Source organism: Blautia sp. OF03-13, assembly GCF_003460685.1.
In the GTDB taxonomy this organism is placed as follows: domain Bacteria; phylum Bacillota; class Clostridia; order Lachnospirales; family Lachnospiraceae; genus Fusicatenibacter; species Fusicatenibacter saccharivorans.
In genome coordinates, this window is the sequence record NZ_QTVR01000003.1 from 170883 (window position 1) to 187946 (window position 17064).

13 protein-coding genes and 1 pseudogene are annotated in these 17064 nt (G+C 50.9%); 12 read left to right on the forward strand and 2 right to left on the reverse strand.

Annotated elements, in window-relative coordinates; translation table 11 throughout:
* The first annotated feature begins 213 nt into the window (after positions 1-213).
* The 10 genes and pseudogenes from dnaJ (at position 214) to DXA55_RS03470 (ending at position 12421) form a co-directional block, all read left to right on the forward strand.
* Positions 214-1422, forward strand: a complete 1209-nt coding sequence (dnaJ, locus tag DXA55_RS03425; protein ID WP_117813029.1) for a molecular chaperone DnaJ — start codon at positions 214-216, stop codon at positions 1420-1422.
* A gap of 167 nt (positions 1423-1589) precedes the next feature.
* Positions 1590-2366: a phosphoribosylformimino-5-aminoimidazole carboxamide ribotide isomerase gene (gene hisA / locus DXA55_RS03430; RefSeq protein ID WP_117813030.1), complete on the forward strand. Its 777-nt coding sequence runs from the start codon at positions 1590-1592 to the stop codon at positions 2364-2366.
* A 300-nt stretch (positions 2367-2666) separates the two neighbouring features.
* Positions 2667-3194 carry a ribosome hibernation-promoting factor, HPF/YfiA family gene (gene hpf / locus DXA55_RS03435; protein WP_055218411.1) on the forward strand — a complete coding sequence of 176 codons (528 nt, stop codon included), beginning with the start codon at positions 2667-2669 and terminating at the stop codon, positions 3192-3194.
* 234 nt (positions 3195-3428) lie between these two features.
* A pseudogene (gene secA, locus DXA55_RS19145) lies at positions 3429-5998 on the forward strand (preprotein translocase subunit SecA).
* 141 nt (positions 5999-6139) lie between these two features.
* A protein-coding gene (prfB, locus tag DXA55_RS03445) for a peptide chain release factor 2 (RefSeq protein ID WP_117509617.1) occupies positions 6140-7247 on the forward strand; the annotation gives its coding sequence in 2 pieces (ribosomal slippage) (positions 6140-6190 and positions 6192-7247; 1107 coding nt in all).
* A gap of 111 nt (positions 7248-7358) precedes the next feature.
* Positions 7359-8612, forward strand: coding sequence for an SPFH domain-containing protein (locus DXA55_RS03450; protein ID WP_117813031.1), 1254 nt, complete (start codon positions 7359-7361; stop codon positions 8610-8612).
* A gap of 56 nt (positions 8613-8668) precedes the next feature.
* On the forward strand, positions 8669-9778 hold the full coding sequence (locus DXA55_RS03455; RefSeq protein ID WP_117813032.1) for a TFIIB-type zinc ribbon-containing protein: 1110 nt from the start codon (positions 8669-8671) through the stop codon (positions 9776-9778).
* Entirely contained in the window at positions 9775-10620 is an 846-nt protein-coding gene (locus DXA55_RS03460) for a TPM domain-containing protein (protein WP_117813033.1), read from the forward strand. The genes DXA55_RS03455 and DXA55_RS03460 overlap by 4 nt, the downstream gene beginning before the upstream one ends.
* A 106-nt stretch (positions 10621-10726) precedes the next feature.
* A complete protein-coding gene (locus tag DXA55_RS03465; protein WP_022461318.1) occupies positions 10727-11173 on the forward strand; it encodes an ACT domain-containing protein in 447 nt (148 codons plus the stop codon).
* A 30-nt stretch (positions 11174-11203) separates the two neighbouring features.
* On the forward strand, positions 11204-12421 hold the full coding sequence (locus tag DXA55_RS03470) for a homoserine dehydrogenase (protein WP_117813034.1): 1218 nt from the start codon (positions 11204-11206) through the stop codon (positions 12419-12421).
* 89 nt (positions 12422-12510) lie between these two features.
* Here DXA55_RS03470 and DXA55_RS03475 read toward each other — a convergent pair whose 3' ends face one another.
* The gene (locus DXA55_RS03475) at positions 12511-13329 is read right to left on the reverse strand and encodes a DUF975 family protein (protein WP_117813035.1); all 819 of its coding nucleotides are present in this window, start codon (positions 13327-13329) and stop codon (positions 12511-12513) included.
* A gap of 19 nt (positions 13330-13348) precedes the next feature.
* Positions 13349-13825, reverse strand: a complete 477-nt coding sequence (locus tag DXA55_RS03480) for a DUF4190 domain-containing protein (RefSeq protein ID WP_022461315.1) — start codon at positions 13823-13825, stop codon at positions 13349-13351.
* Between the two features lie 209 nt (positions 13826-14034).
* Between DXA55_RS03480 and DXA55_RS03485 the strand changes: the two genes are divergently transcribed.
* Together DXA55_RS03485 and DXA55_RS03490 are read left to right on the forward strand one after the other, a co-directional pair.
* On the forward strand, positions 14035-16179 hold the full coding sequence (locus tag DXA55_RS03485) for a Tex family protein (protein ID WP_117813036.1): 2145 nt from the start codon (positions 14035-14037) through the stop codon (positions 16177-16179).
* A gap of 66 nt (positions 16180-16245) precedes the next feature.
* Entirely contained in the window at positions 16246-17010 is a 765-nt protein-coding gene (locus tag DXA55_RS03490) for a YlmH family RNA-binding protein (protein ID WP_117813037.1), read from the forward strand.
* Positions 17011-17064 lie beyond the last annotated feature (54 nt).

The following is a 17064-nucleotide window of genomic DNA, read 5'->3' on the forward strand; positions in this document are numbered from 1 at the left end:
CACACTCCGTGAAAATACCGACTGTGAGTTGAAACAATAAGTAAATAAACGCAAAAAGCCCTGTGAGGCGAATGTTTGCAGGGGACGGAAAATACATTCCGCCCCCTGTATTTATGCTGGTATTGCTTTCGGAAAAGTGCTATACTGGAGCGTGCGGAAAAACATTTCTGCAAAGATGAAATTTGTGGAACAGAAATGAAAAGGTGAACATAAATGGCAGAAAAAAGAGATTATTACGAGGTCCTCGGCGTAGACCGCGGAGCGGACGATGCAACATTAAAAAAAGCATACCGTAAACTGGCCAAGAAATACCATCCGGATATGAACCCGGGCGACAAAGAGGCCGAGGCAAAATTTAAAGAGGCGACAGAAGCCTATGGCGTGCTGAGTGATCCGGACAAACGGCGTCAGTACGATCAGTTTGGCCACGCTGCATTTGAAAACGGCGGTGGCGGCGCAGGAGCCGGCGGATTCGGCGGCTTCGACTTTGGCGGCGGAGATATGGGTGATATCTTCGGCGATATTTTCGGCGACCTGTTTGGTGGCGGCGGAAGCAGAAGAAGAGCAAACAATGGACCGATGAAGGGAGCAAACCTCCGCGCTGTTGTCCACATTACGTTTGAGGAAGCTGTTTTCGGATGCCAGAAAGAGCTCGAGATCAACCTGAAGGATACCTGTACAACGTGCCACGGAACCGGCGCAAAACCAGGAACTTCACCAGAGACATGCTCCAAATGTAACGGAACCGGTCAGATTACGTACACACAGCAGACCATGTTCGGCTCTGTGAGAAACGTGACAACGTGTCCGGATTGTAACGGAACCGGAAAGATCATTCGCGATAAATGTACCGCATGCCACGGCACGGGCTATACATCCAGCAGAAAACGCATTCAGGTCAACATTCCGGCCGGAATCGACGATGGACAGAGCATCCGGATCCGTGAAAAAGGTGAGCCGGGTGTAAACGGCGGACCGAGAGGAGATCTGATTGTCGAGGTTCAGGTAACCCGTCATCCGATCTTCCAGAGACAGGATATGAACATTTTCTCCACTGCACCGATTACGTTTGCCCAGGCAGCACTCGGCGGCGATGTGAAGATCAGCACCGTTGACGGAGACGTTCTCTACACTGTAAAACCGGGAACCCAGACCGATACGAAGATCCGTCTGAAGGGAAAAGGTGTTCCGTCCCTTCGCAACAGCAATGTGCGCGGTGATCACTACGTAACACTCGTAGTCCAGACTCCGACGAAACTGAATGAGAAAGCAAAAGAAGCCCTCCGCGCCTTCGACGAAGCCTGCGGAAACCGCCCGGCAGCAGAAGAAAAAGCAGCCAACGGCGAAACTGCAGAGCAGCCGAAGAAGAAAAAAGGCTTTATGGATAAAGTGAAAGAGGCCTTTGAGGACATCGATAAATAAAGAACGGCGGCAAGCCGGAAAAGAAAGAAGAATCTGTGGAAAAAGCAGGTTCTTCTTTCTTTTCTATGAAAGAACCATGAAAATTTGGTGAATTTATACACAGAATGGTCGGATTTTGATATAATGTGGAAAACTTAAGGGGAGAGAAAAGAAAGGAAACGGGGAAAATGAGATTTCGACCATGTATTGATATTCATAACGGAAAAGTAAAACAGATTGTCGGGGGATCGCTGAAAGATCAGGGAAATCAGGCGAGCGAGAATTTTGTCTCGGAGCAGGATGCGTCGTACTATGCGCAGCTGTACGAAGAGCAGGGCATTACGGGCGGCCATGTGATTCTGCTGAACAAGAAAGGTACCGAGTTTTACGAGGAGACGAAGCGCCAGGCATTGCTGGCACTCTCGACGTACCCGGGCGGCCTGCAGGTGGGAGGCGGCATTGATGCGGAGAATGCGTGCGAGTTTCTGACAGCGGGGGCAAGCCATGTGATTGTGACTTCGTATGTGTTCCGCGACGGCCATGTGTTCTATGAAAATCTGGACAAGCTGGTGACGACGGTAGGAAAGCAGCGGCTGACACTGGATTTAAGCTGCCGGAAGCGGGACGGAAAATACTATATCGTGACGGACCGCTGGCAGAAGTTCACGGACGAAGAAGTGACAGAGGAACTGCTGCATCACCTGTCAGAATACTGTGATGAGTTCCTGATCCATGCCGTGGATGTCGAGGGAAAGGCTTCCGGCATTGAGACGGAGCTGGTGGAACTGCTTGCGAAGATGAAAGATTTTCCGGTGACGTACGCCGGCGGCGTGGGAAGTTTTGAAGACCTGGAGCTGCTCAAAAAACTGGGAAACAACCACGTCGATGTGACAATTGGCAGCGCACTGGATCTGTTCGGCGGCAAAATGAAGTTTGAAGACGTGCTGGCAGTATGCCGCCGGTAAGCGGAAACGGACGTTCACCCGCGCCATTCGCAAAACCGCGCTTTCAGCGCTCTCCGCTGCTGCGCAGCTCCTTTTTGCTCATAACCAGGCGCTCCCTTTGTATCTTATTCTCGACAGATTTCATGCGAGCATGAAATCTGTCAAAAATAAGATGCAAGTGAACTGTAACAGAAAAAACTCTAAAATATTCATGAATTTTCTAAATACTATTGCAAATAAAGACAACTATTGCTATAATTAGAGATACTTACAGGGGAAGTGAAAAACCTGTAAAATTTGAGAGCAAAGGGGTTGGGCATAATGAAAATTACCATCAGCGGAAAAAATATTGACGTGACAGAGGGATTAAAAGCCGCGGTCAATGAAAAACTTGGCAAACTGGAGAAATATTTTACGCCTGACACAAATGTCATTGTAACCTTAAGTGTAGAGAAAGAAAGACAGAAAATTGAGGTTACCATTCCGGTAAAAGGAAATATCATCCGTTCCGAGCAGGTAAGCAACGATATGTACGTATCCATCGATCTGGTAGAGGAAGTCATCGAACGCCAGCTTCGCAAATACAAAAACAAAATTGCCGACAAACAGCAGGAAGCAGGAAACTTCCAGAAAGAATATCTGGAGCATGACTATCTGGAGGACGAAGACATCCAGATCATCCGTACGAAAAAATTCGGCATGAAACCAATGTATCCGGAAGATGCCTGCGTACAGATGGAACTTCTTGGACACACCTTCTTCGTATTCCGCAATGCAGAGACCGACGAAGTAAACGTCGTTTACAAGAGAAAGAACAACACCTACGGTCTGATCGAGCCGGAGTGCTGAAAAGTAAATAAAGAATGAACAGTCACCCTGTTTCCAGTTTAGAAAAGCTGTGAAACAGGGTGACTTTTTCGCGGAAAGGGCCGGAAAGTCCGGGAAAAGCCGTAAAAACAGCGGAAAACCGGGGAACGGCACCAAATGTTTACGAAAAATTCATTGTTATCTTGTGCCAGAAGTGGTAGAATAGTACCATATGTTAATATGGCAATTAATAGAGAAAGCAGGAGCAAACATTCTATGAAATTCACAGAAAAACTTTTTGGTACGCACAGTGAGCGCGAGTTGAAACGAATCTATCCAATCGTAGACAAAATCGAAGCTCTCCGCCCGACCATGCAGGCGCTGACCGATGAAGAGCTGCGTGCCAAGACAAAGGAATATAAAGACCGCTACAACGGAGGCGAATCCCTGGATTCCATTCTCCCGGAAGCATTCGCAACCGTCCGCGAGGCAGCAAAACGTTCCCTCGGTATGGAGCACCACCGCGTACAGCTGATCGGTGGTATTATCCTTCATCAGGGCCGTATCGCCGAGATGAAAACCGGTGAAGGAAAAACCCTCGTTTCCACCCTTCCGGCTTACCTGAATGCACTGACCGGACGCGGTGTCCACATCGTTACCGTCAACGATTACCTGGCAAACCGAGATGCTGAGTGGATGGGCAAAGTCCACAGATTCCTCGGTTTGACCGTCGGTGTCGTTCTGAACGATATGAAGAACGATGAGCGCCGCCAGCAGTATGCATGCGACATCACCTACATCACCAACAACGAACTTGGTTTCGATTACCTGCGTGACAACATGGTGATCTACAAAGAGCAGCTCGTACAGAGAGAGCTTGCTTACTGTATCATCGACGAGGTCGACTCCGTCCTGATCGACGAGGCAAGAACACCTCTGATTATTTCAGGACAGAGCAGCAAATCCACCAAGCTGTACGAGACCGCAGATATTCTGGCACACCAGATGCAGCGCGGCGAGGCAAGCGGCGAGATGACCAAGATGACCGCGATCATGGGCGAGGAGATCGAGGAGACCGGAGACTTCATCGTCAACGAGAAGGACAAATTCGTTACCCTGACCGATGACGGTGTGAAGAAAGTCGAGAACTTCTTCCATATTGAGAACCTCTCCGATCCGGAGAACCTGGAGATCCAGCACAACGTGATCCTGGCGCTGCGTGCCAATTATCTGATGCACCGCGACAAGGACTATGTAGTCAAAGACGACGAGGTTCTGATCGTCGATGAGTTCACCGGCCGTATCATGCCGGGCCGCCGTTATTCCGATGGTCTGCATCAGGCAATCGAGGCAAAAGAGCACGTAAAAGTAAGAAGAGAGAGCAAGACTCTGGCAACCATCACGTTCCAGAACTTCTTTAACAAATACGAGAAAAAAGCCGGCATGACCGGTACTGCCCTCACCGAGGAGCAGGAGTTCCGTGACATCTACGGCATGGACGTTATCGAGATCCCGACCAACCGCCCGGTCATCCGTGTGGATATGGACGATGCCGTATACATGACGAAAAAAGAGAAATTCCACGCAGTCGTAGAGGAAGTCAAAGAGGCACATGCCGTGAACCAGCCGGTTCTGGTTGGTACCATCACCATCGAGACTTCCGAGCTGATCAGCAAAATGCTGCGCCGCGAGGGAATTCCGCATCAGGTCTTAAATGCGAAGTTCCATGAGCTCGAGGCAGAAATCGTAGCCCATGCCGGTGAGGCAGGAGCCGTTACCATCGCGACCAACATGGCCGGCGTGGTACCGATATCAAGCTGGATGATGTGGCAAAAGCTGCCGGCGGCTTAAAGATCATCGGCACCGAGCGTCATGAGTCCCGCCGTATCGACAATCAGCTCCGCGGTCGTTCCGGCCGTCAGGGAGACCCGGGTGAGTCCCGTTTCTACATTTCCCTGGAAGACGATCTGATGAGACTCTTCGGTTCCGAAAAACTGATGGGCATTTTCAAATCCCTCGGCGTACCGGAAAATGAGCAGATCGAGCACAAGATGCTTTCTTCCGCCATCGAAAAAGCGCAGAAGAAGATCGAGGGCAACAACTACGGAATCCGTAAAAACCTGCTCGACTATGACCAGGTCAACAACGAGCAGCGTGAGATCATCTACAAAGAGAGACGCCGCGTTCTGGACGGCGAGAGCATGAGAGACACCATCTTCAAGATGATTGCCGACACCATCGACAATACTGTGGATCTCTGCATCGGCGAGAACACCGAGCAGTCCGAGTGGGATCTGACCGAGTTAAATGAGATGTTGCTCTCCATCATGCCGGTGAAGGCAGTGACAAAAGAGCGCGTAGAGAAGATTTCCAAAAACGAGCTGAAACAGCAGTTAAAAGAGGAAGCTGTTAAACTCTACGAGGAGAAAGAAGCAGAATTCCCGGAGGAGGAGCAGATTCGTGAGCTTGAGCGTGTCGTTCTTCTGAAGGTTATCGACCAGAAGTGGATGGATCATATCGATGATATGGATCAGCTCCGCGAGGGTATCGGCCTGCAGGCATACGGCCAGAGAGACCCGAAGGTTGAGTACAAGATGGCAGCTTACGACATGTTTAACGAAATGCTCGAGTCCATCCAGCAGGATACCGTCCGTCTCCTGTTCCATGTACGTGTTGAGCAGAAAGTAGAACGTGAGCAGGTAGCCAAAGTGACCGGAACCAACAAAGACGAGTCCGGCCCGAGAAAACCGGTACAGCGCGCAGAGCGTAAGATCTATCCAAACGATCCATGCCCGTGCGGAAGCGGCAAGAAGTACAAACAGTGCTGCGGAAGAAAACCGGTTTGATAAAAGCAGAACAGCAGTGAGACGGATGAGCACGATCCGTTTGACAAAGCACGCAGCTTCCCTACCAGAAGCTGCGTGTCATACAAAATATAAAACAGAAAGCAGGTGAAGCTTGTGGTAGTTGAATTAGACCAGTTCAAAATGGAACTTGGCACATACGATAAACCATTAGTGGAAGTGAGGGATTCACTTTGACCTCGCTAACAAAGAGCAGAGGATCGAAGAATTAGAGCGTAAAATGGAGGAACCCAATTTCTGGGACAACCCCGAAGAAGCGCAGGAGCAGATGAAACAGCTGAGCAGCATGAAAGAGGACAGAGATACGTATCAGAAACTGGTATCCGCCAAAGAAGATATGGAAACTCTGATCGAGATGGGACAGGAGGAGGATGACGATTCCGTTGTTCCGGAAATCGCGGAAATGATGGAAGAGTTCAAGGCATCCTTCGATGCCATCCGCATCAAAACCCTGCTGTCCGGCGAATTTGACAAGGACAATGCGATCATCAAACTGAACGCAGGTGCAGGCGGAACCGAGGCGTGCGACTGGTGCGGCATGCTGTACCGTATGTACACCAGATGGGCAGAACGCAAAGGCTTTACGATCGAGGAACTCGACTTTCTGGACGGTGATGAGGCCGGTGTGAAGTCCGTGACATTCCAGGTCAACGGCGAAAATGCTTACGGTTATCTGAAATCCGAAAAAGGCGTTCACCGTCTCGTCCGTATTTCTCCGTTCAACGCGGCAGGAAAACGCCAGACATCGTTCGTATCGTGCGATGTTATGCCGGATATCGACAAAGAGATCGATGTTGAGGTTCGTGATGAGGATATTCGTATCGATACGTACCGTTCCAGCGGTGCCGGCGGACAGCACATCAACAAGACGTCATCGGCGATCCGAATCACGCATATGCCGACCGGCATCGTGGTTACGTGCCAGAATGAGCGTTCCCAGTTCCAGAACAAGGACAAGGCAATGCAGATGCTGAAAGCAAAATTGTATATGCTGAAACTCCAGGAGCAGGCAGATAAGCTGAGCGACATCCGCGGCGAAGTAACCGAGATCGGCTGGGGCAACCAGATCCGTTCTTACGTTATGCAGCCATACACCATGGTCAAAGACCACCGTACCAACGCAGAGACCGGAAACGTCGATGCAGTCATGGACGGCGGAATTGATCTGTTTATCAACGCATATCTGAAGTGGATTGCCCTCGGAACCGGAGCGAAAGAGGAAGAAGCATAATTCGGCTGTGGGCAGAGCACAGTGACAAGTAAAATAAGGAGCATTTTCACCAACAGAGGACGGAAATGCTCCTTTCTGTTTTGAAGCCAAAGGCAAACAGGAGGTAAAAGTATGGGTATTATCAGAGCAGCAGTCAATGCAGTACACGGCAGTTTCGCCGATCAGTGGCTGGAGACCGTGGAACCGTATGAGATGGGGGAACATACGGTATTTACAGAGGGAATTCTGGTAAGAAAAGGCCAGAATAAAAAGGGAAGCCAGACGATTTCAAACGGTTCTGTGATCCATGTCTATGACAATCAGTTTATGATGCTGGTGGACGGCGGAAAGATCATTGATTACACCGCAGAGCCGGGCTACTTTACCGTAGACCAGTCATCGTCTCCGTCGATGTTCAGCGGATCGCTTGACGCAGCCGTAAAAGATACGTTTGAGCGCCTGAAATTCGGCGGCCAGACCCCGCATGAGCAGAGAGTTTTCTATATTAATCTGCAGGAAATCAAGGGAATCAAATTCGGAACGAGAAATCCGGTCAACTATTTCGACCAGTTCTACAATGCCGAGCTGTTCCTTCGGGCACACGGTTCCTATTCCATCCGCATCGTCGATCCGCTCCGCTTCTACGCAGAGGCTGTGCCGAGAAACGCATCCCGCGTAGAGATCGAGGATATCAACGAGCAGTATATGAACGAATTTTTAGAGGGCCTGCAGTCCTCGATCAATCAGATGGCAGCCGACGGCATCCGCATTTCGTTCGCAGCATCCAAGAGCGCCGAGCTGTCCCGTTACATGGCAGATGCGATGGATGAGAGCTGGCGGGCAATGCGCGGCATGGAGATCCAGTCCGTGGCAATCGCAAGCCTTTCCTACGATGAAGCTTCCCAGAAACTGATCCAGATGCGCAACGAAGGTGCGATGATGTCTGATCCATCGATCCGTGAGGGCTATGTACAGGGAGCGATGGCACGCAGTATGGAGAAAGCAGCAGCCAACCCAAACGGAGCCATGAACGGCTTTATGGGTGTTCAGATGGGCATGAATGCCTTCGGTTCCTCGTTTGCATCGGCGTCCGCTTCGAATCAGCAGCAGATGCAGCAGCAGGCGGCAGCCAAGGCACAGCAGGAAGCTGCAAAAGGCGTATGGAAATGCTCCTGCGGAACGGAGAACACCGGCAATTTCTGCTCAAACTGCGGAAGTGCAAAGCCGATGGTGTGGATCTGCGGCAAGTGTGGAACCGAGAACAGCGGTAAATTCTGTTCGAACTGTGGCAGCCCGAAACCGGAAGCGGCAGGAAAATGGGTCTGCGCATGCGGAACGGAGAATACCGGCAAGTTCTGCTCGAACTGCGGAAAACCAAGACAGTAAAAGAAAACAGATAACCATCCAATACAACAGCGGCTCCGGGGAAGGAGGGATAGAATATGGAGGTTATTACATACAAATGCCCGAACTGCGGAGGCGATCTGACCTTCGATCCGGCAAGCGGAAAGTATAAATGCGAGTACTGCCTGTCCTCGTTTACACAGGAAGAAGCCGAAAAGGCGAACCCGAAAGCAGCGGAAGCGCTGAACGGGGAGGACGATGCTGCCGGTGCACAGGAAGCATCCGATGCACAGAAGGAAAGCAGTACGGAGGAAACAAAAGGGGAAACAGAGCAGGGCGAAGCAGTTGTCTACACCTGTCCGAACTGCGGCGCTGAGATTGTGACCGATGCGACGACGGCAGCGACATACTGTTTCTACTGCCACAACCCGGTGGTGCTTTCCGGCCGGCTCTCGGGAGAATATATGCCGGATTTCGTGCTGCCGTTTAAGATCAGCAAGGAGCAGGCAATCGAGAAATTTTTGTCATTTGCGCGGAAGAAACGCTTTATTCCGAAGGACTTTTTCGAGAAAAACCAGGTACAGAAGATGACGGGTGTCTATTTCCCATACTGGATTTACGGCGGAGACTTTGAGACGGATTACATAGCACACGGCCGGAAGGTGAGAGTCTGGCAGACCGGTGATGTGGAGTACAAAGAGACCAGCATCTACGATGTCCGCCGGGAGGGCGAGGTCCGCGTGGACGGTCTGTCGCGCAATGCACTGAACAAGGCCGACCGCGATCTGATCGAATGCGTGCAGCCCTATCGTCTGGAGGAGATGCAGCCGTTTTCTATGGGCTATCTTTCCGGATTTCAGGCGGAAAAACGTGATATCGAACAGGCGCAGATCGCACCGGAACTGAAAAAAGAACTGGAGACGATGGCGCGCGGCGCAATGCGGAACGAGGCGAACGAGTATCTCTCCCTCGAGCAGGAGAAAATGAAGCTTTCTCCAAAGCGGGAGGACTGGCGTTACGTACTGTTTCCGGTCTGGACACTGACGTATCCGGGAAAAGACGGGAAGGTTTACTACTATGCGATGAACGGCCAGACCGGAACGATCAACGGCGATTTTCCCTATGAGCGGAAGAGAGCCCTTCTGACGTCGGCTGTGAGTGCTCTTCTGGTTCTGATTGTGATGCTGATAGGAGGGTATTTCGCATGAGAAGAATGAAAAAAGCAGGACAATATCTGCTCGGGATTTTTGCGGCCCTTCTGCTGTGCGGGATTTTTTCTGTGAATACCGTAAAAGCCGAATCCCAGCATATCTACGACAATGCATCGCTTCTTTCTGATGCGGAGGAGCAGGACCTCGAGAGATCCTGCGCGGAGTTCGAGAACAATACGGAAATTCATATGGTCATCCTGACCGAGCGCAGCAGCGGTTCCGAGGACTGTCAGGCGATTGCAGATGATTTTTATGACAAAAAGTATCCGAAAGAGCCAAACGGTGTCTGCTTCCTCATCGACATGGGACAGCGCCAGATCGTGATTTCGACGTCCGGTATTATGCAGTATTATATGTCGGACACGGAAATTGACGATATTCTGCAGGCGGCGCAGGGGTACGCGAAAGACGGCGACTATGCGGGAACTTTTGCAAAAATGATTACGATGACGCAGGAATGCTTCGACCGCGGCGTTTCCGATGCGGACTATCTGATTACAGAAGATGGTTCCATTATTCATTACCGTAAGATCAACAGCACGGAGGCTCTTATTGCTGTTATCGCAGCTGCTGCGACAGGAATTCTTGTTTATTTTGGAATTTGGAAAAGCTATCGACGAAAGAAAAACCGTGGTGCAAAGAGCTATGCGGATCTGAAACGTGTAAACATTAGAGACCGCAGGGATGCGCTGATCGACCGTCATGTATCGATGCACAAAATCCAGAAGGATGATGGAAACCACGGCGGAGGCGTTTCTGGCGGCGGAGGTGGCGGTGGAAGCACCGTTCACACTTCGTCAAGCGGAAACAGCCACGGCGGCGGAAGCATTGGCTTCTGAAAAGCGATTCGAAAAAATTCCTTGCGTATTGTGTCGGAATATGGTACGATCTTTCCTGTGAAAACAAATGTATTTCCTGGAAAGAGTATAAAGGTAGAGGATTGCCATGAGAGAAGAAAAAACAAAGTACTATGTAATCAAAGAAAAAGCGGTTCCCGAGGTCCTTTTGAAGGTCATCGAGGCCAAACGGTTGATGGATATGCAGGAGCTTACCGTGCAGCAGGCAACGGAAAAAGCGGGAATCAGCAGAAGCTCTTTCTATAAATACAAAGATGATATTCTTCCTTTTCATGACAATGCAAAAGGAAAAACGATTACGTTTATTCTGCAGATGGACGATGAGCCGGGACTGCTTTCCGATGTGCTGAAGATTATCGCCGAGTTTCACGGAAACATTCTGACCATTCATCAGACGATTCCGTTAAACGGCGTGGCGTCACTGACAATCAGCGTGGATATCGCGGAAGACCGGGGAGATGCCTCGGAGATGATCAATGAGATTGAGTCCAGACAGGGAGTTCATTATTTTAAAATCTTAGGACAGGAGTCCTGAAAAAGAAAAAGCAAGAGAGGGACAAAAGAGATGATTCAGATTGCAGTATTAGGATATGGCACCGTTGGTTCCGGCGTGGTAGAAGTCATCAACACGAACCATGACAGCATCAACAAGAGAGCAGAGAACGAGATTAATATCAAATACGTTCTGGATTTAAGAGATTTCCCGGGAGATCCAGTGGAAAAAGTGCTGGTACATGATTACGAAGTGATCGCAAACGATCCGGAGGTTGATATTGTTGTCGAGGTCATGGGCGGCGTTGAGCCGGCTTACACCTTCACAAAACGTGCGCTGGAGGCTGGAAAGAGCGTCTGCACATCCAACAAAGAGCTGGTGGCAAGACACGGTACCGAGCTTCTTGCAATTGCAAAAGAGCACGGCGCAAACTATCTGTTTGAGGCAAGCTGCGGCGGCGGTATCCCGATCATCCGTCCGTTAAACTCCTCCCTGACTGCAGATGAGATCGATGAAGTAACGGGTATCTTAAACGGTACGACAAACTACATCTTAAGCAAAATGGCAAGCGACGGTTCCGATTTTGCCGATGTGTTAAAAGAGGCACAGCGCCTTGGCTACGCAGAGCGCAACCCGGAAGCAGACGTAGAAGGCTACGATGCCTGCCGTAAAATTGCGATTCTTTCTTCTCTTGCCTATGGAAAAGAAGTCAATTACGAAGAGGTTTACACCGAGGGAATCACAAAGATCACCGCAGAGGATATCAAATATGCGACCTCGATGGGAACCGCAATCAAACTGCTCGCAACAAGCCGCAAGGTGGGTAATCAGTATTACGCCATGGTAAGCCCGGTGATGATTGACGCGAAAAACCCGCTGTACAGCGTAAACGGTGTCTTCAACGCCATCTTCATCCACGGAAATGTACTGGGTGATGCCATGTTCTACGGAAGCGGAGCAGGAAAGCTTCCGACCGCAAGTGCCGTTGTAGCCGATGTCGTAGACTGCGCAAAGAACAAAGGCAGAAACATCATGATGAGCTGGAGTGAGGAAAAACTGGACCTGCTGCAGATCGATGATGTAAAGAGCCGCTTCTTCGTCCGCGTATCCGGCCACGCCGCAGAGCGCCAGAATGAGATCGAGGAGCTGTTCGGAAAAGTAGAAATCGTAGCAGTTCCAAGTCTGTCCGAGGAGTTCGCATTCATCACAGGCGAAATCACAGAGCAGGAGTACAGAGAAAAAGCAGAGAAACTCGACGGAATCCAGAGCAGAATCCGCGCGAGAATTTAAGATCTCGAAATAGACATAACTAAAAAGACGTTTCACAGCCGTAAAGCAAGGGGTGTGAAACGTCTTTTTAGTTATCTTAAAATTTATTTTTAAAGATCTGTGCCGGATCCAAAGGAATCCGTATCATATCCCACCGGTTCCGATGCCGGATACAGGACATCTTTCCGTTCCTGATAGAACGCAGCCATCGTGATCTGCATATAGGGCATTACCCACAAAAAGCCGATGGCACAGGAACAGGATGCGAGAATCTCAAGCCCTAAGAAACTTAAGAGAAGCAGAATGTAGCGGAAAAAGTTCTTCTTCATCATCGCAAAGCTCTGACGGATCGCCTGGATCGGGCCGATACCGGGAGCGTCGTTCATCACAAAGGTGGAAAGGGAAAACGGAACCAGCACCAGCGTGGAAACGAGAGAGCCGATCAGCTTGTAAACGTAAACGTTCATCAGAGAAGAAAGCTCGGCTTCGATGGAAAGTGCTGTTCCAAGCGTCAGATCCGCACTCGGGGAGGAAAGATACTGGAAGCCCGGAATGCTGGAAATCAGGGCGATCACGGAGCTGATGCCGTTGATGATAAGGAACATCAGCACGTACTGGTCCGGGTGGTGATAGAAAGCGTAGAGCATATCACCGACGGAAATCGGTTCCCCGCGCAGCGTTGAGAGGCAGATCTTTAAGTAGCCCGCCTGAAAGAGGCTGAGGAGCAGGGAAAACAGGAACAGCGTCAGATTCAGGAAAATGATATCGTACAGCGTTGTGCCTGAAAAAATCAGCGTCGGGATGAGGGAGCAGGAGAAGGTGAGAAACAGGTTGATCGCGGTTGCGCCCACCAGCGTGCCGCATCGGCCTGCCATGGCCTCACGGGCCTGCTTTTTCAGTTCTGAAAATTTCTGTTTTTGTCCGTTCATGAAAAATCCTTTCTGGTACCTAGATGGTATTTCCGTCGGTGGTTGTTCCGTTATCCGGTGTCATCTGGTATTCCTGCATGTACTGATTGTAATACCGCTCAAGCAGGTTGGTGCTGCCGCCGCTGACCATGTTGAAAAGCAGGAAAGCATACATGCAGATACCGACAATTATGCCGATGGTACAGCCCGCCAGACCGGCTTTTGCCGTGCCGCTCATGCGTCCTGCGCCGCGGCTTAAAAGGGCGAAGATCACGCCGAGCGAGCCGAAAAACAGGGAACCCATGTTGAGCATGAACAAAAAGGAGCAGATCGCCATGACCATCGAAGCGGCCGCAAGGGCCTGCGAACCCGTCCTGCGCGGCGGCTGTACGGGAGGCTGCTGCTGGTAATGCTGATACGGTCCGGGACGCTGGCCCTCAGGCACGCCGTACGGATGGGAGGACTGATAGGAATCTCCGGACTCATTGGTGTTTGGATCGTAATTTTCTGGTGTCATAAAATGTCCTTTCTTCTGCAAAAAAGCGCGGTTTCACACGCAGTCTGTCAAAAAAGCTATAGTAAAGATTTTATCATGTAAGGTTGACAAAAACAAGACCTATTGATAAGGTAATAGAGTGGCTGTTCCGCCAAGGGTCCCGCTTTTTATGCGGGAAAAACAGAGAAGGAACAGCGTGTTTTGGAAGAGACAACAGGAGGAATTTACCTATGGATATGAATCAGGTATTGGCAGCCGAGCTGAACGTGAAACCGTGGCAGGTAGAAGCTGCAGTGAAACTGATTGACGAGGGAAACACGATCCCTTTTATTTCACGATATCGAAAAGAAGCAACGGGTTCCTTAAACGATGAGGTACTGCGAAATCTGTATGACCGTCTGATGTACCTGCGCAGTTTAAATGACCGCAAGGCCGTTGTCCTGGCGAGCATCGAGGAGCAGGGCAAGCTGACCGCAGAACTGAAAAAATCCATCGAAGAGGCCGCAACTCTCGTGGTTGTAGAGGATTTATATCGCCCGTACCGCCCGAAACGCCGGACGCGTGCGACGATCGCAAAAGAAAAAGGACTGGAGCCGCTGGCGAATATCATTCTTCTGCAGATGACAAAAGAGCCGCTCGAAAAAGAGGCAGAGGTTTTTGTTTCAGAAGAAAAGGAAGTCAAAACGGCAAAAGACGCCATTGCTGGTGCCTGCGACATCATCGCCGAGAGCATTTCCGATGAGGCCGATTACCGTATGGAGATCCGCCGCAGAACCGAGGCGAAGGGCCTGATCGTCTCGACAGCAAAGGATGAGAAAGCAGAGTCCGTTTACGAGAATTACTATGAGTTTTCCGAGCCGGTATCGAAAATTGCCGGACACCGTGTGCTGGCACTGAACCGCGGTGAGAAAGAAAAATTCCTGAACGTCAAAATTGAGGCGCCGACGGAAGAAATCCTGCGTTATCTCGAGAAAAAAATCATCACCAAAGAGAATCCGCAGACAAAGCCGGTTCTGCAGGCGACCATCGAGGATGCCTACAACCGTCTGATCGCTCCGGCCATCGAGCGTGAGGTCAGAAACCAGCTCACCGAAAAGGCAGAGGACGGTGCGATCAAGGTCTTTGGAAAGAATCTTGAGCAGCTTCTGATGCAGCCGCCGATTGCAGGCCAGGTTGTCCTTGGATGGGACCCGGCGTTTCGTACGGGATGCAAGCTGGCCGTTGTCGATGCGACCGGAAAAGTGCTCGACACCACCGTGGTTTATCCGACCGCGCCGACGAACGAGAAGAAGATTGCAGCAGCAAAAGCGACCGTAAAAGATCTGATCCACAAATACGGCGTCACCCTGATTTCTGTCGGAAACGGAACTGCAAGCCGTGAGTCCGAGCAGATCATCGTCGAGATCTTAAAAGAGATCCCGGAGAAGGTTGCGTATGTGATCACCAACGAGGCGGGAGCGTCCGTTTACTCCGCAAGCAAGCTGGCAACCGAGGAATTCCCGAACTTTGATGTCGGACAGCGAAGCGCCGCTTCCATCGCACGCCGCGTGCAGGATCCGCTGGCAGAGCTTGTCAAAATCGATCCGAAATCCATCGGTGTGGGCCAGTATCAGCACGATATGAACCAGAAGAAGCTCGGCGAGGCGCTCGGCGGTGTCGTTGAGGACTGCGTGAATAAAGTCGGTGTCGATCTGAACACGGCATCTGCGTCGCTGCTGGAATACATTTCCGGTGTCAGCAAGGTGATAGCAAAAAACATCGTGGCATACCGCGAGGAGAACGGCCGTTTCGAGAGCAGAAAAGAGCTCCTGAAAGTGGCAAAACTCGGACCGAAGGCGTTTGAGCAGTGCGCGGGCTTTATGCGCATCACCGGCGGCAAAAATCCGCTGGACGGCACAAGCGTTCATCCGGAGAGCTACGAGGCAGTCGAGAAGCTGTTTGCAAAGTTAAATATGAAGACAGAGCAGATCAGCGATGGACCGACGGCGTTCTTCATCAAAGATTACAAAAAGATGGCAGAGGAGATCGGTGTCGGCGAGATTACGCTGCGCGATATCATCAAAGAGCTGCAGAAGCCTGGCCGTGACCCGCGTGACGAGATGCCGCGCCCGATCCTGCGCACCGACGTGCTCGATATGAAGGACCTGAAGGTCGGCATGATCTTAAAGGGAACCGTGCGTAACGTCATTGACTTCGGTGCATTCGTCGATATCGGCGTGCATCAGGACGGACTCGTCCACATTTCCCAGATGACGAAACGCTTCATCAAGCATCCGCTGGAGGCTGTGAGCGTCGGCGATATCGTGGAAGTGAAGGTCATCAGCCTTGATCTGGCGAAGAAGCGGATCGGGCTGTCGATGCTGCTGGATAAATAAAGTGTGATACGTGGGCTGCCCGAAAGAAAACAGGGGCAGCCCGCGGTGTATCAAAGGGGGATTACCATGAATGAGGAAGAAGTGCTGGTCGGACGGATTCAGGATCTGGCAGAGCAGTGTTATCACAGGGATGTTCCGTCACATACGGAGTTTCTGACGCTGGCGGAGCAGGATCTGTTCTACCGTACGGTAAATAAAATCCCGGGCGTGCGTTACGTGCTGTCCGGCGGATACGAGTCGGCAGAGCGGAAAGCGGCGCTGTTTCTGCCATCCTATGCAGAGGACGGTGATGCGTCGATGCTTCCGATCGCAGTCGTGCGCATCAGCCCGCTGAATGAAAAATTTGCGGATGCGCTGTCACACCGTGATTTCTTAGGATCACTGATGAATCTCGGCGTGGAGCGGTATAAGCTGGGAGACATTCTGATCGATGGAAACCAGGCGTATCTGATCTGTATGGCGGATATGGCGGACTACATCTGTGCGGAGCTGAAAAAAGTGCGCCATACGAGCGTGTACTGTGAAGTCGAGGCGGGACTGCCGGAGGAGCTGACGGAGCCGAAAACCGAGCGGAAAGAAGGCTCCGTCGCTTCCGTGCGGCTCGATGCGGTGCTGTCGCTGGCGTTCAGCAGTTCGCGGAGCAAAATGGTGCCGCTGATCGAGGGCGGCCAGGTGTTTATTAATGGAAAACTGGTGACGTCGCCGAGCGCGTCATTAAAAGAGGACGATCTCGTGACCGTGCGCCATATGGGAAAATTCCGCTATGTTGGCGTGCAGAATCAGACAAAAAAGGGAAGGCTGTACGTGGCTGTTGAACGATTTGTCTCATAATAGATATTTTGAGGGATTTTACAGGAAAAGACCATTGACAGTGTTTGTAAAAAG